The organism is Actinomadura sp. NPDC047616 (assembly GCF_040642915.1).
Classification (GTDB): domain Bacteria; phylum Actinomycetota; class Actinomycetes; order Streptosporangiales; family Streptosporangiaceae; genus Spirillospora; species Spirillospora miaoliensis.
In genome coordinates, this window is the sequence record NZ_JBEYTB010000012.1 from 167,855 (window position 1) to 190,614 (window position 22,760).

Consider the following 22,760-nt stretch of genomic DNA (forward strand, 5'->3'; position numbering starts at 1 on the left):
TCGGGCGGCCGGAGGGTGCCGCGTGAAATAGGCTGGACGCGCTATGGCTGCTCAACAGGTGACCTTTTACGAAGCGGTCGGCGGCGAGGAGACTTTCCGGCGCCTGGTCCACCGCTTCTACCAGGGCGTCGCGGAGGACCCCCTGCTCCGTCCCCTCTACCCGGAGGAGGACCTCGGCCCGGCCGAGGAGAGGCTGCGGCTGTTCCTCATCCAGTACTGGGGCGGCCCGAACACCTACAGCCAGCGGCGCGGGCATCCGCGGCTGCGCATGCGGCACGTCCCGTTCGTGATCGGCGAGGCCGAGCGCGACGCGTGGCTGAAGCACATGCGCGACGCCGTCGACGAACTCGACCTGCCCGAGCACCTCGACGAGACCCTGTGGAAGTACCTGACCATGGCCGCGCACAGCCTGGTCAACGCGCCCATCACCGGCCAGTAGGACGACGGCGTCCCTCCCTGGGCGGCGTCCGTCCCGGATAAGACGGCGGGACCGCCCCGGGGTGGGGACGGTCCCGCGTTTTGGGCCGGGGCCGGGATTACAGCGGCGGGCGCCGGTCCAGCATCGGGTCGGTGGCGTCCGACGGCGTGCTCACCGCGATCTTGGCCTGGGGCGCGGTGACGTCCGCCCAGCGCAGCAGGTCGGCGACGGCCTTGGCGCGCTGCTCGGCGGGCAGCCGGTCGATGAGGCGGCCGCTGTGGTTCATGCCGGACGCCACGTACACCGCCGAGTCACGGCTGCCGCGGCCCAGGCGGAACGGCTTGGAACCCCACGGGTCGTTCTCCCCGTAGACGAACATCATGTGCTCGGCGTTGCCGCGCACCCAGCGGTCGATGTCCCGCATGGCCCGGCCGCCGTCGTAACGCATGCGGATGTCACGCGGCACGTACGTGCGCGGCTGGTAGCTGTCCTCGTACCGCAGCAGGGGGCGCAGGTGCCGGAACTGCGGCGTGGGCCAGCCGAGCTGGGTGCCCGCCTGGTAGTAGTACGGGACGTACGGGGCGAGGCCCTGGTCGGTGTAGAACGAGATGCCCGCGATGGCGTCCAGGCTCTGGTAGAGGGCGTCGTCGGAGGCGTCCAGCGCGGGCAGGCTCGCGCAGTCGGACTGCAGGTGGTACTGCCAGAAGCCCCACTCGTAGTCCATGACGGAGTTCTCGAACGCCCGGTCCGGGCTCCGGAGGATGTCGAACGTCCAGCCGTTCTTCGCCGCGTCGGCCTTGAAGCGCTCGAGCATCGCCGGGCGGCGCTTGAGGATCTCCCGGGCCAGGTTCTTCACGTGCGTCCGGCACTGGGCGTCGGTGCCGACCGTGGCGAAGAAGCGGTCGTAGGCCGAGTCGTCGTCGTTGTCGTGGTCGTTGGGCGCCACGTAGACGACGCTGCCGTCGACGTCCTTGGGGTAGAAGCGCTTGTGGTAGACGGCGGTCATGCCGCCCTTGCTGCCGCCGGTGGAGATCCACCGTCCCGTGTAGATCTTCTTGAGGGCGGTGATCAGGCGGTGCTCGTCGGTGGCGGCCTGCCAGATGGTGTCCTTGCTCCAGTCGGCGGGCTCGGGACGGGACGGGGTGAAGTAGCGGTGCTCCAGCGAGATCTGGTTGCCGTCCACCAGCGCGGTCGGCTCGGACCGGAACATCGTCTCGGGCGTGTTGTAGCCGCTGGTGTAGAGCACCATCGGCCGATCCTCGGACTTGTGCTGCAGCAGGACGCGCTGCTCGAACCACTGGCCGTGCGGGCGCCGGTGGTCGACGGGCTGCCGGTAGGTCAGCCAGAACCAGCGGTAGCCGGGGAGGGTCGAGGCCCTCTCCTCCACCTTCATCCCGGGGATGGCGCGCAGCCGCTCCCCGATGTCGGCCGTCGCCGTGCGGGCCTGGGCCGCCAGAGCCGTCGCCCCGCCGGTCGTCGCCGCCGTCGCCGTGCCGGCCGCGGCGGTGAGGCCGCCCGCGGCCAGCAGCAGGGCCACCGCCCCGCGTGAGAAGCGCCGCATCTCTCCCCTTCCCGTCGATCACCACAATTCGCGGGGCGACAGTAGACGGAAAAGGCAGGCGAAAAGCGACTCCTGCGCCGCTTGTTACGCATCCGTGACGGGCGCATTGTTGGCGTCCTCAACGGGCATACCGTCGGACATCGGACCGGCCCGCCGTGACCGGCGCCGGGCCCGGCCGGTCGTCGCCGACGGGGGTGCGCGATGTTCGTACAGGTCGTCCAGGGCAGCGGCGTCACCGAACCCGCCCGGCTGAGGGAGAGCCTGGAGCGCTGGGTGCGCGACCTCGCCCCGGGCGCGCCGGGCTGGCTGGGCGGCACCGCGGGGGTCACCGACGACGGGACGTTCGTCAACCTGGTGCGGTTCGCGTCGCCGGACGCCGCCCGCCGCAGCGGCGACCGGCCCGAGCAGGACCGGTGGTGGGCCGAGACGTCGGCGTGCTTCGGCGGCGAGGTCACCTTCCGGCACTGCGCCGAGAGCGAGACGTGGCTGGGCGGCGGATCGGACGACGCCGGATTCGTCCAGGTGATCCAGTCCATGGTCACCGACCTGCCGGATCTGCGCGCCCGGTTGCGGGCGATGGACGAGGACGCCCTGCGCGCCTTCCGTCCCGACGTGATCGGCGGCCTGCTGGCCGTGGACCCCGGCGGCGTGTCCACCGAGGCCGTCTACTTCACCTCCGAGGCCGCGGCCCGCGCGGGCGAACGCCGGCAGCCGCCGCCCGATCTGCTGGAGACGATGGACGGGCTGATGCGCTGCTACGAAGGCGACCTCGCCTATTACGACCTGCGCGACCCCTGGCTGTATTCGCCGTAGCCTCCGGCGCCGCTCAGACGCGGCCGCCGGTGAGGAAATGCGCGACCAGCCATCCGAGGCCCAGCACCAGCACCAGCCGGCGCAACTGCCATCCGACCGGCTTGCCGCGCACGGCGAACACGCCCCAGACCAGTTCGGAGAGGGTGTCACCGGACTGCCGGTTGAAAACCGCGGGCAGTTCGATGGCGAAGAACATCAGGATCCAGAAGATCCAGGCGGCGAGATAGGGGGACATGGACGACACCTTGGGGGGAGATTTTCTCTCCCGCTTTACTACCCGTAAAGGGAGATCGTTACCCCAGGTCGACGGGGCGATAGCGGGCGATGAACTCCCGCTCGCGGGGCGTGAAACGGCGCAGCCGGCCCGCCTCCACGTCGAACGCCACCATCACCGAGACGGCCCGCGCGTACACGTGCTCGTCGTCGCGCACCTCGTAGGCCAGCGTGAACGACGCGGCCCGCGCCTCGGTGATCCACGTCTCCACGCGCACCGGATACACCGACGGCAGCAGCGGCCGCACATAGTCGATCTCGTGCCGGGCGACGACCATTCCGCGCACCGGCTCCTCGCCCTTGCGCACCGGGTCGCCGTGGAACATCTCCAGCCGCGCGTCCTCCAGATACCCCAGGAATTTGACGTTGTTGACATGCCCCTGCGAGTCGATGTCGCCGAACCTGATGTGGAATTCGTAAACATGCCGGAAGCCGGCTTCGGCGGAATTCTCGCGCTGCATGTCCTCACCCGGGAGTCGCGAACAGACGGGGCCGATCGTATCCGCGCCCCGCGACGGCCGTGACGCCGCCCTCCGGCTACTCCGCCACGGCGAACGGATCGGCCACGTTGCCCACCGGGGTCGCCGCGGCCGCCGCCTTGACCAGCAGCACGAACTCCGCCAGGCACGGCAGGCACTGCGCGGCGTGGCTGCTCAGCTCCTGGATCTCCTCCTCCCGCAGCACGCCGGTGGCGGGCGTGAAGTCGCGGACGTACGTGCAGCCGTCGGCGGGCTCGGCCCCGTCCACCGGCCGCACCGGCACCCGCTGCCGCCGGGTGAACGCGGCCAGCATCTCGTCGATCAGGTCCGCCGCCTCGGCGTGCCCGGCCGCGTACGCCTCCGCGTACGCCTGCGCGGCCTCGGTGACCAGGTGGAACTCCTCGCGCTGGGCGCTGTAGGAGTCGCCGGGGGCGCGCTCGGCGCACCGGCCGGCGAGCAGGTCGAGCGCCCGGCCCAGCCGCAGCGCCGCGTCGGCGTGGTCGTTGCGCGCGGCGACCCGGTACCACCGGGCGGCCTCCTCCAGCCCGCCCTCCCGGTCGAGCCGCTCGGCCAGCTCGTACGCCGCCCGCTCCAGCTCCAGGGAGTCGAGGAACGCCGCGTACCGCGCCCTGGCCAGGTCGTCGCGGTGGCGCCTGCGGTAGGCCTCCTCCAGCTCCCGCAGGCCGACGGCGAACTCGGCCTCGGGCATCGCCGCGATCGCGGACGCCGCGTCGGCCAGCAGCCGGTCAAGATGCTCCTGCTCTCTCACGTCATCCCCTCCGCGTGCGGCGCCGCGGCGGGCCCGGCCGCCGGGCGCAGCAGTTCCGCGAGCCTCCGCCGGGCCCGGTGGACGTGGGTCTTGGCCGCCCCCTCGCTGATACCGAGGATCTGCGCCACCTCCGCCAGCGGAAACTCCAGCAGGCAGTGCAGGGCGACCGCCTCCCGCTGCCGCCGGGGCAGCGCCCGCACCGCGTTCATCAGGTCGACCCGTTCCTCGGCGCCCTCGCCCCCGTCCACGGCGACCGGCGCGGCACCGCGCGTCACCATGTCGTCGAGCGAGGTGCACTGCTCCCGCGCCCGCGCCTGCCACCGCCGCAACATGATCGTCGCGACCCGGAACAGCCAGGCGCCGGGCTTGTCGTAGGTCATCAGCTCGCCCCAGCGGGCGCGCGCGGCCAGCATGCTCTCCTGCGCCACGTCCTCCACCCACCGCGAGTCGGACGTCTGGGCCCGCAGATACCCGGTCAGCCTCGGCATCCAGTACCGGTAGAACTCCGCGTACGACCCCAGGGTCTCGCGCCCCGCTTGGTCGGGAGGCTCCTTCCCCTCCCGCGTCACCGCGCCGCCCCGACGACGACGCTTCCCTTCGGCTCCCTCCAGACGGCCACCCGGCCGCCCGTCCAGACGTACCGCGGACACCCGCCGAGGGGGACGGCGGGCGATGTCAGAAATCCATGCACGGGCTCTCCTCGGCTCCGGGGGGTGGCTTGAGACCGTGGACGGCCATTTCCACCTCATCAGTGTTACGCATATGACTGCCACCGGAGCCAGCAAAAGTTGACATCACCCCCAAATCATCCCCGCCACCTGCCACGTTCCTCAAAACGTGACCGAAATTCGCCGCCACCATCCCCTACAAACCCGACACTCCCCCAACAACCAGTCAGACCCCACAACCACTGACCACCAACCGCCAGTTCCCACCAATACCCCCCGAATCAAATTCACTTTCTGACCACCCGGTCAATAAGAAAAATGATCACTAGGCCGCCCCCAAATGACCAAGCACCCCTGACCGCTATCCCGTTCCCCCGCCCCCCGAAAACAATAATCAGAACCGACCCACCACCCCGTCACCCCATGCCCACCGCCCCCCAACACGGCTCCCCCCAACGTCCGGCCCTCCCCCCGCCAACAGCCCCTGGCAGCCGCCCACCTCCGCGTCCCAGCGACGACCTGCCTCGCCTCCACCACCAGACGCAAGCCCAACCACCCCCCTTGACCGGCAGCAGAGCCAAGCCCACCGGCGGCCACTCGGCCAAGCACCCACCCCAACCCGGATGTCGGCCATCTCGCCGCCAAGCGGCCGCCCCGCAAACACACAGGCACTGTTAAGCCACACCAGAGCCCGCCCCACATGGAGACCCCGGCGGTCTGCCCCCCCAACTCAGGCACCCAGCACGCAAGAACCCCAGCGCACCGCGACAAGCCATGCCAGCAGCGGCCGCGTACCGCCAGTGCCCGTGACCGACAGAGCGCACAACCCCCACAGACTCCAGACCAGGTTGATGACGGCGAGCACGGCAACCGCCCTCGCCCCAACTCCAGGGGGCTCCCCCGGCGCAACCACCATTCGAAAACCGACGTACCGTCCAACTCCATCAGCACGCAGGAGTCGATCACAGGAGTGACGGCGATCGACGACTTGATCACGCCGCCACCGTGCCGCTTAATGTACGGATGAAGTCGAGCGAGGAGCTGGCCATCGGCGAGCTGGCCGAACGCTTCGGTCTCCCGACGCACGTACTGCGGTACTGGGAGAGCAGGGGCCTGCTGGCACCCGCGCGGCGTGCGGGCGGTCAGCGCACCTACGAGCGGGCGGACCTGGAGCGCGTGGCGCTGATCCTGATGGGCAAGGAGGCCGGTTTCACGCTGGAAGAGCTTCGTACGCTGCTGTCCTCCCCCAGCCCGATGGACCATCGTGACCTGCTGCGCCGCCATGTCGAAGAGCTCGAACGGCGCATCTCCCGGGCACGTGCGGCCAAAGAGCTGGTCGAGCATGCGCTCGCCTGCCCGCACAGCTTCGCCGAATGCGAGCACGCTCGCCGGCGGATCGCGGCCCGTATCCCCCCTGCGCCCGGACAGAGTTCGGACACCGGTGCGACAGACAGCGTGTGTAGCGCCACGATCATCACCCACTGACGGTCGACCTGCAGAGCCGCGCTAGAGGACGCACGGCCCCCTATGCAACGACCTCCACGCCGAGCGATCCGCCAGCAGCGATCACCGCGTCCCCTGCCCCGGGTGTGATCGTCCCACCGCAGATGAGCCACACCTGCGCAGCCTCAGGCCCCTATGTGGCGGTGTTCGTCGATGCCTGGCGTACCGCCCCGCGCGCGGCGCCGGCGGTGGAACGGCTGGACGAGGTCGCCACCCGGCGGCTCCTCGACAGCGGTGGTCTCGGCCTCACCGCCGATCGGCCGGCCGACCCGGCGGGCCTGAGCGCCGCCCTGGAACCGATTCTGGGCGCCGTGCCGGCACTCGATCCCCGTGTGGAACACGTCCTCCGGAGCCTCACGCACGCCGGCGACTTCGACGACCTGGCAGCCGACCAGCCGATGCGCCCTTGCGCGCGGTGTGCTGCTGTGAGGCGCTGTTGCGTCCCCGCGCCATGCAGTCCGAGGTGATGGGGCGGCAGGGCCGGGCAGGCGTACTGAGGTCGAGTCCGCTGCGTGACCGTGATCACCCGCGCGGCCGGCGGCGCCCCCGCCAACGTTCATCCAGACCTGCGGCGCCCAGTCCTGTGCGCCGGCGGCGGGTCAGGATTCTGCGTGGCGCGGTGGCAACGGTGATCACGTGTCGCAGATATGGCCGCGCGCGACAACTAAGCCACCTGGTCGTTGATACCGGCCATACCGCGCCATGCCTGCTCCACCATCGAGCCGAGCCACATGAAACCTGCTCGCGCCGCGCCGCGCCGGACCGCGCCGCGTCGTGGCGCCGAGGGGGCCCGCGCCACCTTGGGTTACGTCGGGCCGGGGCGCGTCGGCAGCATCGGGGGTTCGGGCAGGTCGCGCCTTGTCGTGTCGAGTCAGGCCGCGAGGGGCCGCATCGGGCGTCGGGTCGGCCGCGCCGCACGGGCCGCTTGGGTTTGAGTGGTGTTGCATCGGCCCGCGCGCGTCGCTCGGATCACGTCGCGTCAGGCCGAGCCGTGCTGTGGCGGCTCGTCTTGCGCCTGGCCCTGTCGGGGGTGGTCACGCCGTGGCGAGGCGGATCGCCCAGGGCCGCGTCGGTTCGCTCCTGTCAGGCCGCGCCTAGGAACTCACCCGCTGCCGCAACGTCCCGCAGGCGGCCGCCGCCACCGTCCGCCGCACCCGGCCCGGTTGGGCTGTCTGGGCGCGCCGTGCGGGGCCGTGTCGGTCGGTTTCTCGGCGCTTCAGGCGACACCGTGGCGTGCCGCATCGGGGCGTGCCGCATCGGGGCGTGCCGCATCGGGGCGTGGCTCGACGCGGCCTGTGGCGTCGGGGCGGGGGGGCTTTTCTGGTGGGGGTTGGAGTTGCCGTTTGGGGTTTTGGGGGTGGGGGGATCAGCGGGTTGTGGTTCTGCTGGTGGGGATGGGGGCTGGAAGCCTGCTGACGCTGCAACGAACGGTGTGCGGAACCCCCTAGGCTTGACGATATGGCCGAGTACATCTACACGATGCAGCGTGTGCGTAAGGCACATGGCGACAAGGTCGTCCTGGACGACGTCACCCTGCACTTCCTGCCCGGCGCCAAGATCGGCGTGCTGGGGCCGAACGGGACCGGCAAGTCCACGCTGCTGCGGATGATGGCCGGTCTGGAACAGCCGTCCAACGGCGAGGCGCGGCTGATGCCCGGGTACACGGTCGGGATGCTGCAGCAGGAGCCGCCGCTGAACGAGGCGAAGACCGTCCTCGGCAACGTCGAGGAGGGCGTGGCCGAGACCAAGGCGATGCTCGACCGGTTCAACGAGATCGCCGAGAAGATGGCGACGGACTACTCCGACGAGCTGATGGAGGAGATGGGCAAGCTGCAGGAGCAGCTCGACCATCGCAACGCCTGGGACCTGGACAGCCAGCTCGAGCAGGCCATGGACGCGCTGCGCTGCCCGCCGCCGGACGCCGACGTGACCAAGCTGTCGGGTGGTGAGCGCCGCCGCGTCGCGCTGTGCAAGCTGCTGCTGGAGGCCCCCGACCTCCTGCTGCTGGACGAGCCCACCAACCACCTCGACGCCGAGAGCGTGCAGTGGCTGGAGGGGTACCTGGAGAAGTACGAGGGGACGGTCATGGCCGTCACCCACGACCGGTACTTCCTCGACAACGTGGCCACCTGGATCCTCGAGCTCGACCGCGGCCGCTGCTACCCCTACGAGGGCAACTACTCGACCTACCTGGAGAAGAAGGCCGAGCGCCTCAAGGTCGAGGGCAACAAGGACGCCAAGCGCAAGAAGCGCCTGCAGGAAGAACTGGAGTGGGTCCGCTCCAACCCCAAGGCGCGCCAGGCCAAGAGCAAGGCCCGTCTGCAGCGGTACGAGGAGATGGCCGCCGAGGCGTCCAAGACCCGCAAGCTGGACTTCGAGGAGATCCAGATTCCGCCGGGCCCGCGCCTGGGCAACACCGTGATCGTCGCGGACGGCCTGACCAAGGGGTTCGGCGACCGGCTGCTCATGGAGAACCTGTCGTTCAACCTGCCGCCCAACGGCATCGTCGGTGTGATCGGCCCGAACGGCGTCGGCAAGACCACGCTGTTCCGGATGATCGTCGGCGAGGAGCAGCCCGACTCCGGCGCCCTGCGGGTCGGCGAGACGGTCGAGGTGTCGTACGTGGACCAGAGCCGCGGCGGCATCGACCCGAACAAGACCGTCTGGCAGGTGGTCTCCGACGGCCTCGACCACATCAAGGTCGGCCAGGTGGAGATGCCCTCGCGGGCGTACGTGGCGGCGTTCGGCTTCAAGGGCCCGGACCAGCAGAAGCCCGCGGGCGTGCTGTCGGGCGGTGAGCGCAACCGGCTGAACCTGGCGCTCACCCTCAAGATCGGCGGCAACGTGCTGCTGCTGGACGAGCCGACCAACGACCTGGACACCGAGACGCTCAGCTCGCTGGAGAACGCGCTGCTGGAGTTCCCCGGCTGCGCCGTGATCACCTCGCACGACCGGTGGTTCCTGGACCGGATCGCGACCCACATCCTGGCCTGGGAAGAGGGTTCGAGCTGGTTCTGGTTCGAGGGCAACTTCGCCGACTACGAGAAGAACAAGATCGAGCGCCTGGGCGCCGAGGCGGCCCGCCCGCACCGCGTCACCCACCGCAAGCTCACCCGCGACTGATCGGCCGGATGTGCCCCGTCCGCCAGGCGGCGGACGGGGCACATTTGTGCCGCCCCCCGTCATCGCCCCAAGCCGTACTGCACGAGGGTTACGGCCATGACGACATGCGGCCGTGTGTGACGCCGGGGGCATGGCGGAGACCTGCGCCGACACGCGTCTGCCCCGGGGGCGGCGCCTGTGGGGTTTCTGGGGCTATCGACAGAGGCGTGTCCGCCCGCCGGGGTCAGGCTTCGGGAGCCTTGGGGCCGTCCACGGCTGGGAGGCACACGCGGTCGCGGCCGGACTGCTTGGCGCGGTACAGGGCGAGGTCCGCCGCCGCCAGGAGTTCGATCAGGTCCTCGCCGTGCATGCGGAACAGCGACACCCCTACCGAGATCGTCACGCCGACCGTGCCCTCCTCGGCGGGGACGGCCAGCCGGCGCACCCGTCCGCGCAGGCGTTCGGCGACCCGGCACGCCTCCACGGTGTCGGCGCCCGGCAACAGCACGACGAACTCCTCGCCGCCGAACCTGCCGACCACGTCGTAGTCGCGCAGCTGGTTGCACAGCGTGCTGGCGACGCCGATCAGTACCTGGTCGCCGACCAGATGACCATGGGTGTCGTTCACCCGCTTGAAGTAGTCGATGTCGATCAGCAGCAGCGCCAGCGGCTCGTGGGTGCGCTGGGCCCGGGACAGTTCGGTGTCGGCCTCACGCTGCCACGCCGCCGCGTTCAGCAGGCCCGTCTTGGCGTCGGTGCGGGCCGCGGCCTGCAACTGCTGGTGCATCAGGCTGCGCTGCAGGAGGACGACGGGCGGCAGGGCCAGCAACAGCAGCGACAGCGACAGGGCGCTGTTGATCGCCACGATCACGCCGACGCACAGTTCCACCACGTCCAGCAGCAGGTTCTCGCGGTTCCACAGCACCTCCCGCCAGCGGCTCTCGGGGTTGGCCGTGTACGCCGCGATCGCCACCAGCGCGATGTTGATCACTGTGAACAGCGCGGCGCACCCGATCGCCAGGGGGATGCCGGGATACCCGTCGATCACCCATGCGGCGCCGTGGACCAGCGGTTCGGGCACGACGAGATGGAACAGCACCGACGCGCACGCCCCCGCCAGCGCGAGCGCGGAGGTCACCATGACCCTGCGGTAGAGCAGGGTCCGCCGGACGCGGAAGTGCAACAGCAACTGCAACGGGATCGGGATCAGCAGCACGTACACCGGCGGCAGCAGCAGCGCGACCGGCAGCCACCACGCCGACAGCAGGTCCCGCCCCACCCCGGCGGGCATGCCGAGGCGGCGGGACGCCTCGATGCAGACCGCGCCGCAGACCAGCAGCGCCGTGAAGGTGACCAGATCGTAGAGGCGGAGGGGGGTGCTCAGCACTCCCGCCACGGCCAGCGCCAGGTGAAGGGTGACGACCCCCGACACGTAGACCGCCAGCAGGGACGGACGCCCCGACAGCGCTGCTCGTCGCGGCGTGGGCGCCAGTTCCCCACCACGATCCTCGGCGGACGACTGCACTGCCGTCATCCTTCCCCCCAATGCATCACGTTGTGTAACACGATAATTGCAACGTGTGCGGTGCGGGTTGGAAACCGGTACCTTCGGTTACGCGGAAGCGGCGAGACGATACGGCACCCGCGGTCGGAGCAGCGAACTCGCCCTCCCCGGCATCCTCAGGAGGGGGAAGGAATCATGCGCGGCGTTTCCTGGATCTGAGCCCGCCGCCCACACCGGCGGCATGGCACTGCCCGGCGCCCACGAGGCAGATCGACACCCCGCCGGCCCCGCGATCTGGCCCAAGACCCGCACCACTCCCCTGTCCCCGGCCCTCGGCGGTACCTTCCGCCGCTGGCGTTTCCCGAGCCGTCACGCCACCCCAAGAACGGCGTCGATGAAGGCGCCACAGAAACCCGGAACTCGTTACGGCCCAAGAATCTCGACCGCGCCTTCGCGGGTACATATTTGCCACTGCTCCCGAAGCCGCCACCTAGATCACACAATGGACCGTCATCGCCGGGCTACGGCAGGTGGAGAGCGGAATTCCTTCAAGCCCCGCCTTGACGCACGTCAAGGGGATCGAGCGGGCAGGGGCCCGGCTGTACCAGGAACGACAGGCTCCGCGGCCCCTTGCTGGGAGGCCGCGCCCGCGTCTCGGTCACTGCGGCGGGCGGAATCGCTGCGCTGCTGTGCGCCAACGCCGGGAGGTGTCCTGCTGCGGAGGGTGGGCGGGTCAGGTGGTGGTGGCGGTGGGGAGGACTGCTACGGCCTCCACCTCCACCAGTTGGTTGTCGTAGCCGAGGACGGCGACGCCCAGGAGGGTGCTGGGGGCGTCGTGGGAGCCCATGTAGTCGCGGTAGACGTTCCAGGCGGCGACCAGGTCGGCCTGGTTCGAGGAGGCCACGTAGACGGTGGTCTTGACGATGTCGGTCAGGGACGCCCCGGCGCCCTCCAGGGCGGTGATGAGGTTGCGCATGACCTGGTGGGTCCGGCCACGTCGCCCACCGCGACGGTCTCGCCGTCGGCGTCGAGCGGGCAGGCGCCCGCCACCCAGAGGGCGCGTACCGGGGCGTCGACGGCGGCGGCGTAGGCGTAGTCGACGGCGGCCAGGTCGTTGTTGCGGATCAGCCGGACGGCCGGGGGCATGGGGCTCCGATCATGGGGTCTGGCGGTGTCTGGATCAACGGTGGCCCAGCATGATCGTTCCATGGAGTGCCCGCCGGGCGCGGGAAGCAGCCCGTCGAAGCCCGTCCTATCGGCCGTCCCGGACTTCCCGCGGCGGCTTCCGCCATGCATGTCCGGGATATGCCGACGGCCCCGGCGCGGACGTGACCGGGACCATCGGAAAGCCGTCGGGAATCCGTCCCGACGGGTCAGGCGGCTTCGGCGGTGGGCTCGTCGGCGCCGCCCAGGGCCCACTGGTCGGCGACCTCCTGGGCCTCGCGGCGGTCGTCGTCGGTGAGGGCGCCGCCGCGGTGGACGGGGCGGAACTCGGCGGTGCCTCGGTTGAGGTCATGGCCGAGCGTGCTGGCCTCGATCTCGGCGGAGAAACGCCACTGGCCGTCCCGCTCGTACTGGCGTATGCGCAGGCGGCCGGTGACCACGATGGGCTGGCCGCGTCGCAGGTCCGAGCCGTTGACGTTGTCGGCGAGGTGCCGCCAGCAGTTGACCGTCAGGAACATGGTGTCAAGATCCTGCCACTGGCTGGTCTCGCGGTCGTAGCGGCGCGGCGTGCAGGCGACCCGTAACGACAGGAACGGGGTGCCGTTGGCGGTGACGGTGTAGTACGGGTCGGCGGCGACCCAGCCGATCACGGTGATGTGCGCCTCGTTCAACGTGGCCTCCTCTCGGGCTGTCACTCCAGCGTCGCGGAGCGCAGCCGGCGGGAGAAGGGCGTCGAGCGATTGTGGATAACTCAGCTCTGGACCGCGTCGACGTGGGCGCGGAACTCGGTGCACAGCTCCAGTTCGGCGGCCACCGGGGCCAGGACCTTGGACTCGGCGACCTTGGTGATGCGTTCGCGCATGTGCTCTTCCATGCGCTCGCCGTGCCGGGCGGACGACAGCGCCACCAGGTTCCGGCAGGCCGACGAGGTGAGCGCCCCCATGCCGAGGGTGCACACCACCAGGACGGCCACGTACGGGATCAGCCCCGCCTCGCCGACGAGCGGGTTGGACGACTCGCCCCCGGCCGCGCCGTACACCACCAGCAGGACGACCCAGGCCACGCCGAGCACGCTCACCAGCACCAGGAAGTACTGCCAGGTCTTGACCAGCCACCACCAGCGCGGCACCTGGTTGAAGGTGGGCAGCGCCTCGCGGACCGCGACGCCGAGCGCCTCGGGCAGCTCGCCGGCCTGGGAGCGGGCGGCGGCGCGCACGGAGCGGGCGAAGGGGTCGGGCAGGTCGGCGGTGACGCCGTCGGTGACGCCCTGCAGGGCGGTGTCGACGTCGCCCTGCTGGGCGCCGATCGGGCCGGTGAAGGCGCCGCGCAGTTCCTCGCGCAGCTCGGTGAGGCGCATGCGGCGCAGCGGGTCGCTGCGCAGCCGCGTCACCAGGGCCTGGACCGGCCAGCCCACGAAGTCGGCGGCGCGCAGCTCGTAGGCGCTCTCCATGGCCTCGGCGACGGCGGGCGCCCCGGCGGCGTCGGTGAGGGCCTGGACGAGCTCGTCGCGGCGGGCCGTGTCGACGCCGGACGGGATGTCGGCGGGCGGACGGTGGGCGGCGAACCGCTCGGCGAGCCGGTCGATGTCGGCGGCGAGGCGCTCGGTGCGGGCGCGGCGGGCGGCGACGGTGTCGACCAGGACGTCCCGGAAATCGCGCACGCCCTCCTCGCGCACCGCGGAGGTGGTGATGATGCGCGGGTCGGCCAGGCCCTCGGCCTCCAGCAGGCGGCGCAGGTCGGCCACGCAGTCGTCGACCTCGCCGGGCTGCAGCCGGTCGACCTGGTTGAGCACGATCAGGGTGACGCCCGCGTGCCGGGCGAACGGGACGATGTAGTCGCGGTGCAGGGCGGCGTCGGCGTACTTCTGCGGGTCGACGACCCACACCAGCAGGTCGGCGATGGTGACGAACCGGTCGACCTCGGCGCGGTGCACGGCCTGGATGGAGTCGTGGTCGGGCAGGTCGAGCAGCACCAGGCCCTGCAGGGAGCTGTCGGCGCGTTCCAGGTCGAGGGCGCTGGCGCGGGCGTAGCGGTGCCGCTTGTCGACGTCGAGCCAGTCGAGCAGCGGGCCGGCGCCGTCCAGGCCCCACACGCAGGCGTGCGCGCGCGACGTCATGGGGCGGCGCATGCCGGTGGGCGACAGCTCCAGCCCGCAGATGGCGTTGAACAGCGACGACTTGCCGCTGCCGGTGCCGCCGGCGAGGGTGACGACGGTGTGCTCGCCGGACAGCCGCAGCCGCTGGCCGGCGCGGTCGAGCAGGACCCGCGCCTCGTCCAGCAGCGGCTGGTCGAGCCGGCCGGTACCGAGACGCACGAGCGCGTCGAGGTGGTCGAGCCGTTCGGTCAGCGCGGGGGCCGCGGCCTGCTCCGGTTCGGCGGCGGAACCGGAGGCGGGCGGCGTCGCGCCGGAGCCCGGCGACGGGTTCACGGGGATCGCCGAGGTGGTCATCGGGCAACCTCAAGGTCGTAGGTGGCCTGGTAGAGCTGGACGGGGACGGTCTCGTCGGGGATGCCGGCCGCGTCGAGCGCCTGCCCGAAGCGGATGGCCTCCTCGTCGAACAGCATCCCGATGCGGCTGCGCAGGTCGGCGCGGGCCTTGGCGCCCATGCCGCGCAGCGACTCGGCCCCGAACAGCGCCTTGAGCAGCCGCTGCGGCACGGCGCTGGTGCCGCCCTCGACGGCGACGTCGGACGTGCCGTAGCCGAGCAGCCCGATCGTCAGCACCAGCGACAGGGCCTCGGTGTCGAACGAGACGAGCTTGGCGACCGAGCGTTTGGTGACGCCCTCGGTGCGGACCAGCTCGTGCACGTGGTCCTGCCAGGCGCTGACGGCGCGGGTGATGCGGCGCGACAGCTCGGGCGAGGCGTGCCCCATGTCGGCGGCGGGGCCGGCCAGCACGTGGCCGCCCGCGGGGTGTTCGCGCCAGCGGGCGATGACCTGCTCGGCGGCGTGCTCGGCCGACGACTGGATCAGCGACTCCAGCCCGGCGCGCAGGGCGCTCTTGAGGGCGCGCACGCGGGTGGGGTTGCCCTTGCGCCGCCGGTTGGAGCGCCGCGCGCCGCGGCCGCGCACGTGCAGGGAGCGCAGCAGGTCGCCGGTGCCCGCGAAGTCCTGCCAGCGGGCCAGCACCTCGCCGCGCAGCAGCGAGCCGTTGCGGGTGGCCTCGTCCAGTTCGGCGAGGGCGGTGGAGTACGCCGTCTCGACCAGCCGCGCCAGCTCGGCGCGCTGCTCGACCTGCGTCTCGACGTGCTTGGCCAGCTCGGGGACGCGGGTGCGGAAGCTGTCGAGGACGCCGGCGAGGGTGTCCTCGATGACGATGTGGCGGCCCTCGGCGTCCTCGGCCACGCCGACCAGCCATTCGCGCAGGTCCTCGATGGTCTCCTCGGGCAGCCGGGACTCCTCGACGCGGGTCTCGGGGATGGTGAAGCGGCGCGCGTCGCCGACGCCCTGCTCGGCGAGCATCTCGGCGAAGTGGTCGACGACCTCGGCGCCGGCGCCCTGCGGCACCCGCGACAGCACGACGCCGACGGTGGCGCCGTTGTCGCGGGCGCGCTGCAGCATCTGCCACACCATGGCGTCGGCGTAGCGGGCGGCGGTGGTGACGCACAGCCACACGTCGGCGGCCGCCATCAGCTTGGTGGCGAACTCGTAGTGGTCCTCGAAGACCGAGTCGAAGTCGGGGCTGTCGAGCAGGGCCAGGCCGGGCGGCAGCGCGTCGCTGGAGATGATGACGAGCTGGTCGCCGGCGATGGCGTCGGGCGCGGGTCCGGGGACGCGGCCCATGCCGGGCAGCAGCGGCCCCTCCAGGAACCACTGGGCGTGGTCGGGGTGGCATACCAGGATGGGGCTGCTGGTGGTGGGGCGCAGCACTCCGGTGGCGCTGACGCGGGACCCGACGAGCGTGTTGACGAGGGTGGACTTGCCCGCGCCGGTGGAGCCGCCGAGGACGACCAGCATGGGGGTGCCGGCGGCCTGGATGCGGGGCAGCACGTAGTCGTCGAGCTGGTTGCGGATGTCGAGCCGGGCCTCGCGGGCCTCCTCGACGCCGGGCACGTCCAGGACCAGTTCGAAGGCGCCGAGCTGGTCGCGCAGGGCGCGCAGGGCGCGTGTCAGCTCGCCCTGGCGCACCGCCCCGCGGCGCCGGGCGGGGGACGACGCCCCGCGGCCGGACAGCGCCTTGGTCTGGGAGAGGTCCACGGCGCCGGGCGGGAGGGGCTGCTCCTGCTCGGCGGAGGCGTCCTGGGGCTGCGGCGTGTCGCCGGTGGCGGGGGCGTCCTCCTTGTCACCGGACGTCGCGTCGCCCGGCTCCTTCGCGCCCGGTTCGGTGTCCGCGGGGGCGGCGGGCTCGGCCGAGGATGCGGTCTCCTCGGCGGCGACGTCCTCCCCGGAGCGCCGGCCGGGGACTCCCACCGCGCCGCTCACGTGGCACCCCGGCGGGGCGCCACGGCCCAGAGGCGGCCGACCGAATCTCCCGTCAAGTACCTGGTCACGGATCCCGCCCCATGTCCGTTCGAATCATGTCGATCTCTCGTGCCACGTTCACCACGTCGCCCACGACCACGATCGCCGGCGGCCGGATCCCGGCCGCGGCCATCTCGCCGGCCACCGTGCCCAGCGTGGCCGTCAGCGCCTTCTGCCCCGGAAGGGTGCCTTCCTGGATCACGGCGACGGGCGTGCCGGACGACCGACCATAGCGTATGAGGGTCTCGGCGATGAGCGTCATCCGCTCCACCGCCATGAGCAGCACCAGGGTGCCCGTCGCGCGGCCCAGCGCGGACCAGTCGACGGTGGACGCCGGGTCGTCCGGGGCCACGTGCGCCGACACCACGTGGAACTCCTGGGTGACGCCGCGGTGGGTGACCGGGATGCCCGCGGCCGACGGCACCGCCACGGCGCTGGTGATGCCGGGCACGACCGTGACCGGGATGCCGTGCCGGGCGCAGTGCAGCACCTCCTCGAAGCCGCGGCCGAACACGAACGGGTCGCCGCCCTTGAGCCGCACCACGAAGCGGCCCTGCCGGGCGTGCTCGACCAGGTAGTCGTTGATGCGCTCCTGGGTGACGGTCCGCCCGTAGGGGATCTTGGCGGCGTCGATCACCTCGGTGTCGGCGGGCAGCTCGTCCAGCAGCTCGCGGGGGGCCAGCCGGTCGGTGACCACCACGTCGGCCTGGGCGAGCAGCTGCCGCCCCCGCACGGTGATCAGGCCGGGGTCGCCGGGGCCGCCGCCGACCAGCGCCACCCCGACCGGCTTGCGGCGGTGGTGCCGCGCTTCGAGGGTGGCGTCGCGCAGCCCGTCGACGATCGCGTCGCGCACGCCCGCCGCGTGCCTCGGGTCGCCGCCCGCCAGCACGCCCACGGTGGTGTCGCCGACCTGCCCGGACGCCGGGGTCCAGGCGGCGGACGACTCGGCGTCGTCGGCGCGCACGCACCAGACGCGGGCCCGCTCGGCCTCGGCGGCGACGGCCGCGTTGACCTTGGCGTCGTCGGTGAGGGCCTGCACCAGCCAGGCGCCGGCGCAGTCGCCGTCGCGGTAGGGCCGCCGGTGCCAGACGATCCGGCCGGCGCCGTCCCCGCCCCTGGCGTCGATCAGGTCTTCGAGGGACGGCGTGACCTCGGGGGCGACCAGCTCCACCGCGGCGCCCGCGGCCAGCAGCGCGGGGACGCGGCGCTGCGCCACCCGGCCCCCGCCGACGACGAGGACCTTCCGTCCGCTCAGTCGCAGTCCTAGCAGGTAGGGGGGCACGTCGCTCTCTCGATCGGGGCTTGGCAGGCGTTCCGGGACGCCGGTGACGGACACGGGTGTTTGTGGACCAAAGGTACTCGGGTTGAGGTGCTCATGGAGAGTGCTCCCACCCAGTCACTCCTCGTCGCCGTCGTCACCGTGCGGGGACCTCGCCGCGCGCGGTGCGGCGTCCTTGCCGCTCACCCCCGCCGCGTCGAAGGTGGCGACCCGGTGCAGCACCCGGACCGCGCCCTGCACCAGCGGCAGGGCCAGCAGGGCGCCGGTGCCCTCACCCAGCCGCAGCTCCAGGTCCACCAGCGGACGAAGCCCCAGGTGAGCAACGGTAGCCGAATGTCCCGGCTCGGCAGAACGATGCCCCGCCACACACGCCGAGAGAGCGTCGGGACACATCGCCCCGGCGACCAGCGCGGCGGCCCCGGCGATCACCCCGTCCAGCACGACCGGGACGCGCAGGGCGGCCGCGCCCAGCAGGAACCCGGCCAGGGCGGCGTGCTCCAGGCCGCCGACGGCCGCCAGCGCCGCGAGGGGGTCGCGCGCGGCCGCGCCGTCGCCGGAGTCCAGGCCGTGGCGGGCGAGGGCGGCGCGCACGACGTCGATCTTGCGGGCGTGGGTGGCGTCGTCGATGCCGGTGCCGCGGCCGGTGACCCGTTCGGGCGGCAGGCCGGTGAACGCGGCGACCAGGGCGGCCGACGCCGTGGTGTTGGCGATGCCCATGTCGCCGGTCAGCAGGCAGCGCGCCCCCGCCGAGACCAGGTCGCGGGCGACCTCGATGCCGGTCTCGACGGCGCGGCGGGCCTGCTCGGCGGTCATCGCGGGACCGGTGGTCATGTCGGCGGTGCCGTGGGCGACCTTGCGGGGCAGCAGTCCGGGGGCGGGGTCCAGGTCGCGGGCCACGCCGACGTCGACCACGCTGACCTCGGCGCCGACCTGGGCGGCGAACGTGTTGACGACCGCGCCGCCGGCCAGGAAGTTGGCCACCATCTGCGCGGTGACCTCCTGGGGCCAGGGGGTGACGCCCTGGGCGTGGACGCCGTGGTCGGCGGCGAAGATCGCCACGGCGGCGGGTTCGGGGACCGGCGGGGGGCACGTCCCGGCCAGCCCGGCCAGCCGCACCGACACCTCTTCGAGCACGCCGAGGGACCCCGGCGGCTTGGTGAGCCGGGCCTGGTGGTCGCGGGCGTCGCGCATCGCGGCCTGGTCCAGGGGCCGGATGGCGGCGATGGTCTGCTCGATCAGGTCCATGGTGTCCTCTCCTGGCAGGGCGCGCCGCCCGTACCGCTCGTCGTGCACGGCCCAGGCGAGGGGGCGGCGACGGGCCCAGCCGGTCAGCGCGAGCTGGGGCGCGGGCGGGAACTCGGCCACGTGGCCGACGCACAGGTAGGCGACGACGTCCACGTGACCGGGGAGGCCGAGTTCGTCGGCCAGTTCTCGTTCGTCGAAGAAGCTGACCCAGCCGACGCCGAGCCCTTCCGCGCGCGCGGCCAGCCACAGGTTCTGTACGGCGCAGGCGACCGAGTAGTGGGCGGTGCGGGGCTGGGCGTGGCGGCCGAGCGGGTTGCGGCCGCCCCGGGTGGGATCGCACGTCACGGCGATGTTCACCGGCGCCTCGCGGATCGCCTCGACCTTGAGCCGGTCGAACGCGGCGGCGCGCGGGGCGGTCAGGGACTCGGCGTAGGCGGCGCGTTGCCGGTCGGCCAGGGCGCCGATGCGCGCGCGCCGCCGCGCGTCGCGGATGACGAGGAAGTCCCAGGGCTGGGTGAGCCCGACAGACGGGGCGCGGTGCGCGGCCTCCAGCACCCTGGTGAGGACGGCGTCGTCCACGGGGTCGGGCAGGAAACCGCCGCGCATGTCGCGCCGTTCGGCGATCGCCCGGTAGACGGCCTCTCGCACCGGCTCCGGGTAGGGGACGGCGGGCTCAGATGCCGAGTTCACCGAGCGTCTCCAGGAGGGCGTCGTTGGTGGCGCGGTCGCGGACGGCGACGCGCAGCCAGTCGGGGCCGAGCCCGGGGAAGGTGTCGCCGCGTCGTACGGCGTATCCGCGTTCGCGGAGCAGGGCACGGACGCCCAGGGCGTCGGGCACGTTCAGGCACAGGAACGACGCGCGCGCCCGGGGCACCACGTACAGTCCGCGTGCGCTCAGCTCCCCGGCCAGGCGGTCGCGTTCGACGGCCAGGTGCGCGGCCCACTGCTCCGCCTCGGCCAACGCGGACGGTTCGCAGCACGCCTGCATCGCGACCAGGGCCGGGGTGGACACCGCCCACAGGGGTTGCGCCTCGGCCAGCCGTTCGATGAGCGCGGGTTCGGCGAGCACGTATCCGGCGCGCAGGCCAGCGAGCCCCCACGTTTTGGTGAGGCTGCGGATGACGACGACCCCCAGAGGAAGTGTTCCGGCCAGGGTTTCGGGTTCGCCGGGCACGCAGTCCATGAACGCCTCGTCCACCACCACGGTGCGGCCGGGGCGGGCCAGGGCGGCGATGGTCTCGGCGGGGTGCAGCACGGAGGTCGGGTTGGTGGGGTTGCCGACGACGACGAGATCCGCGTCGCGGGGCACGGCGGCGGGGTCGAGCGTGAAGTCCTTGCCGAGGATCACGCGTTCCACGGCGTGCCCGGCGGCGCGCAGGGCGGCCTCGGGCTCGGTGAACTGGGGGTGGACGATCGCGGCGCGCCGTGGCCGCAGCACCCGGGCCAGCAGCACGAACGCCTCGGCGGCGCCGGAGGTGAGCAGGACCTCTTCCACGGCACGGCCGTGCCTGCGGGCCACCGCGCGCCGGGCCGGGCGGGGGTCGGGGTAGGCGGCGAGGTCGGCCACGGACGCGCGCAGCCGTTCGGCCAGCCATTCCGGAGGGGTCCCGGGGCGGACGTTCACCGCGAAGTCGACGAGCCCGGATCCGACCTCGGCGTCCCCGTGGTGGCGCAGGTCGACGTCGTCAGTGCGCACGGAGTCGGTGCGCATGGAGCCGGTGCGCGTCGAGTCAGTGCGCATGGACGTGCCCGTGTCCGTGCCCGTGGGCGGAGGGGTCGTCGGGGTGGTGGTGCGGGGTCTGGGGGGCGCCGACGCGGTCCTCGAAACCGGGCAGGGCGACGCGGTAGACGCAGGTGTCGCAGTTCATGCGCAGGTCTCCGGCGAGGGCCTCCTCGTAGCGTTCGGCCACCACGTCCGCCAGCCCGTCGCAGTCGCCGATGACGTCGGCGACGCGCACGTCCACATCCGTGTGCGCGGCCCCATAGGCGTGGGCCTCGTCGGCCACGCGGTCGGGAAGCACGCCCGGGAACAGGAAGTAGGGCAGCACGACGACGCGGCGTGCGCCCAGCCTCCGGCATCGCTCCAGCCCCTCGGTGACGCTGGGGCGTGCCAGGGAGATGAACGCCGGTTCCACGCACAGCAGCCCGTGACCCTGGTCGGGGCCGGAGGCGCCGCGTCCCTCCCAGAACAACCGGGCGACCTTGTGCACCTCGGCGTTGGCGTCGGGGTCGGTCGATCCTCGGCCGACCAGCAGCACCGCCGTGTCGGGCGTACGGTCCGCGTCGGGCAGCACCGCGTCCAGGCGTTCCTGCAGAAGGGCGAGCAGGGTCGGGTGCGGCCCCAGGGGGCGGCCGTAGCGGTACGACAGGCCGGGGTGACGCACCAGCTCGCGTGCCATGGCGCCTGGGATGTCGCCCTTACCGTGCCCGGCCGCCACCAGCACCAGCGGCACGGCGGCCAGGGAACGGTGGCCGTTGCCGTAGAGGTCGGCGACCGCCTCCGTCAGCGGCGGCGGTGACAGTTCGATGAACCCGCCCGCCACGTCCACCGTCATCCGGCGGCGCAGCCGTTCGACGAACCTGCCGAACTCCGCGACGCCCGCCTCGTCCCGCGTACCGTGCCCGACCACCAGCATGGGCGGTTTCACTGCGTTCCCCGATCTGCTCCGGCGCGCCCCGGGCGCGCGCTGCGATCCTGTTCCTGCGCTGTCATGAGATTTCCTGCGTTGTCACGGGGTGTCCTCCTCGTAGTAGAGGAGCGCGTTGGTGGCCGCCGCCGCGACCGCGGAGCCGCCCTTCTCCGAGACGTTGCTGAGCTGGGGCAGGCCGCTGGCGCGCAGCGCCTCCTTGGACTCGGCGGCGCCGACGAAACCGACCGGCAGCCCGACGACCAGCGCGGGCGCGACCTTGCGTTCGATGATCTCGAACAGGGCGGTGGGGGCGCACCCGACGACCCACACCGCGCCCGGGCCGACCTCGGCGTAGGCGAGGCGGACGGCGGCGGCCGAGCGGGTGATGCCGGCCGCGCGCGCCATCCGGGCGGCGGCCGGGTCGCCGATGTGGCACAGCGTCTCGCGTTCGGTGATGCCGGCGGCGACCATGCCCACGTCGGTGACGATCGGGGCGCCCGAGCGCAGCGCCGCCAGGCCGCGCTCCAGGTGCTCCTCCGTGGTGACCAGGTCGACCGCGTACTCCAGATCGGCGCTGGCGTGGATGACCCGCTCGGCCACGGCGCGCCACAGCGGCGGCATCGGCGACAGGTCGACGCGGGACCGCAGGATCTCGTAGGACCGCACCTCGATGGGGTGGGGCTGGCGCGCGCTCATGGGGACTCCTCGATGGCGTCGGCGGGGCAGACCTCGATGCACTCGCCACAGCCGGTGCACAGCGCGTCCAGCACCAGCAGCGGTTGCCCGTGCGGACGGATCGCGCGTTCGGGACAGGTGAGCAGGCACGCACCGCACCCCTGGCACCGGTCCGTGACGATCACGCCAAGCCTGTCACGGCGTGCGTCTTGGTGG

19 protein-coding genes and 1 pseudogene are annotated in these 22,760 nt (G+C 72.4%); 4 read left to right on the plus strand and 16 right to left on the minus strand.

The features are described 5' to 3' along the window. The first annotated feature begins 58 nt into the window (after positions 1-58). Positions 59-439 (plus strand): globin, encoded by a 381-nt coding sequence (locus ABZ801_RS27320; RefSeq protein ID WP_344952674.1) that lies wholly within the window; start codon positions 59-61, stop codon positions 437-439. 97 nt (positions 440-536) lie between these two features. On the opposite strand, the gene ABZ801_RS27325 is transcribed toward ABZ801_RS27320, so the two are convergent. Next, complete coding sequence (locus ABZ801_RS27325; protein ID WP_360702878.1) at positions 537-1,979, minus strand: S28 family serine protease; 1,443 nt, start codon at positions 1,977-1,979, stop codon at positions 537-539. Positions 1,980-2,180: 201 nt separating this feature from the next. Here ABZ801_RS27325 and ABZ801_RS27330 point away from each other — a divergent pair, with 201 nt between their 5' ends. Beyond that, the gene (locus ABZ801_RS27330) at positions 2,181-2,792 is read left to right on the plus strand and encodes a hypothetical protein (protein WP_360702882.1); all 612 of its coding nucleotides are present in this window, start codon (positions 2,181-2,183) and stop codon (positions 2,790-2,792) included. 13 nt (positions 2,793-2,805) lie between these two features. Here ABZ801_RS27330 and ABZ801_RS27335 read toward each other — a convergent pair whose 3' ends face one another. The 4 genes from ABZ801_RS27335 to ABZ801_RS27350 all read right to left on the minus strand — a co-directional run bounded on the left by ABZ801_RS27335 (position 2,806) and on the right by ABZ801_RS27350 (position 4,882). Next, positions 2,806-3,027, minus strand: coding sequence for a hypothetical protein (locus ABZ801_RS27335; protein ID WP_344952680.1), 222 nt, complete (start codon positions 3,025-3,027; stop codon positions 2,806-2,808). Between the two features lie 58 nt (positions 3,028-3,085). Continuing rightward, entirely contained in the window at positions 3,086-3,526 is a 441-nt protein-coding gene (locus ABZ801_RS27340) for a thioesterase family protein (protein ID WP_360702885.1), read from the minus strand. A 76-nt stretch (positions 3,527-3,602) separates the two neighbouring features. Then, positions 3,603-4,313, minus strand: a complete 711-nt coding sequence (locus tag ABZ801_RS27345; RefSeq protein WP_344952684.1) for a hypothetical protein — start codon at positions 4,311-4,313, stop codon at positions 3,603-3,605. Beyond that, positions 4,310-4,882, minus strand: a complete 573-nt coding sequence (locus tag ABZ801_RS27350) for a sigma-70 family RNA polymerase sigma factor (RefSeq protein WP_360702888.1) — start codon at positions 4,880-4,882, stop codon at positions 4,310-4,312. Before ABZ801_RS27350 ends, ABZ801_RS27345 begins: the two co-directional genes overlap by 4 nt. A gap of 1,122 nt (positions 4,883-6,004) precedes the next feature. Between ABZ801_RS27350 and ABZ801_RS27355 the strand changes: the two genes are divergently transcribed. Further along, a complete protein-coding gene (locus ABZ801_RS27355; RefSeq protein ID WP_360702891.1) occupies positions 6,005-6,466 on the plus strand; it encodes a MerR family transcriptional regulator in 462 nt (153 codons plus the stop codon). A gap of 1,476 nt (positions 6,467-7,942) precedes the next feature. Next, entirely contained in the window at positions 7,943-9,607 is a 1,665-nt protein-coding gene (gene ettA / locus ABZ801_RS27360) for an energy-dependent translational throttle protein EttA (protein ID WP_360702894.1), read from the plus strand. Between the two features lie 223 nt (positions 9,608-9,830). Here ettA and ABZ801_RS27365 read toward each other — a convergent pair whose 3' ends face one another. The 11 genes and pseudogenes from ABZ801_RS27365 to ABZ801_RS27415 form a co-directional block, all read right to left on the minus strand. Beyond that, on the minus strand, positions 9,831-11,120 hold the full coding sequence (locus ABZ801_RS27365; protein ID WP_360702897.1) for a GGDEF domain-containing protein: 1,290 nt from the start codon (positions 11,118-11,120) through the stop codon (positions 9,831-9,833). Positions 11,121-11,823: 703 nt separating this feature from the next. Then, positions 11,824-12,236: pseudogene (locus ABZ801_RS27370) on the minus strand (RidA family protein). Positions 12,237-12,463: 227 nt separating this feature from the next. Continuing rightward, positions 12,464-12,925, minus strand: coding sequence for a single-stranded DNA-binding protein (locus ABZ801_RS27375; protein WP_344952694.1), 462 nt, complete (start codon positions 12,923-12,925; stop codon positions 12,464-12,466). 80 nt (positions 12,926-13,005) lie between these two features. Continuing rightward, complete coding sequence (locus ABZ801_RS27380; RefSeq protein ID WP_360702901.1) at positions 13,006-14,703, minus strand: ABC transporter; 1,698 nt, start codon at positions 14,701-14,703, stop codon at positions 13,006-13,008. Next, positions 14,700-16,676, minus strand: a complete 1,977-nt coding sequence (locus ABZ801_RS27385) for an AAA family ATPase (protein WP_360702904.1) — start codon at positions 16,674-16,676, stop codon at positions 14,700-14,702. Before ABZ801_RS27385 ends, ABZ801_RS27380 begins: the two co-directional genes overlap by 4 nt. A gap of 64 nt (positions 16,677-16,740) precedes the next feature. Continuing rightward, a complete protein-coding gene (gene cobA, locus ABZ801_RS27390) occupies positions 16,741-17,997 on the minus strand; it encodes a uroporphyrinogen-III C-methyltransferase (RefSeq protein ID WP_360702907.1) in 1,257 nt (418 codons plus the stop codon). A 114-nt stretch (positions 17,998-18,111) separates the two neighbouring features. Beyond that, positions 18,112-19,929 (minus strand): nicotinate-nucleotide--dimethylbenzimidazole phosphoribosyltransferase, encoded by a 1,818-nt coding sequence (gene cobT, locus ABZ801_RS27395; RefSeq protein ID WP_360702910.1) that lies wholly within the window; start codon positions 19,927-19,929, stop codon positions 18,112-18,114. Further along, complete coding sequence (gene cobC, locus ABZ801_RS27400; protein WP_360703122.1) at positions 19,913-20,950, minus strand: Rv2231c family pyridoxal phosphate-dependent protein CobC; 1,038 nt, start codon at positions 20,948-20,950, stop codon at positions 19,913-19,915. The genes cobT and cobC overlap by 17 nt, the downstream gene beginning before the upstream one ends. A 19-nt stretch (positions 20,951-20,969) precedes the next feature. Further along, on the minus strand, positions 20,970-21,887 hold the full coding sequence (locus ABZ801_RS27405; RefSeq protein WP_360702913.1) for a sirohydrochlorin chelatase: 918 nt from the start codon (positions 21,885-21,887) through the stop codon (positions 20,970-20,972). 81 nt (positions 21,888-21,968) lie between these two features. Further along, a complete protein-coding gene (locus tag ABZ801_RS27410) occupies positions 21,969-22,565 on the minus strand; it encodes a precorrin-8X methylmutase (RefSeq protein ID WP_360702916.1) in 597 nt (198 codons plus the stop codon). After that, positions 22,562-22,729, minus strand: a complete 168-nt coding sequence (locus ABZ801_RS27415; RefSeq protein ID WP_344952708.1) for a 4Fe-4S binding protein — start codon at positions 22,727-22,729, stop codon at positions 22,562-22,564. Before ABZ801_RS27415 ends, ABZ801_RS27410 begins: the two co-directional genes overlap by 4 nt. Positions 22,730-22,760 lie beyond the last annotated feature (31 nt).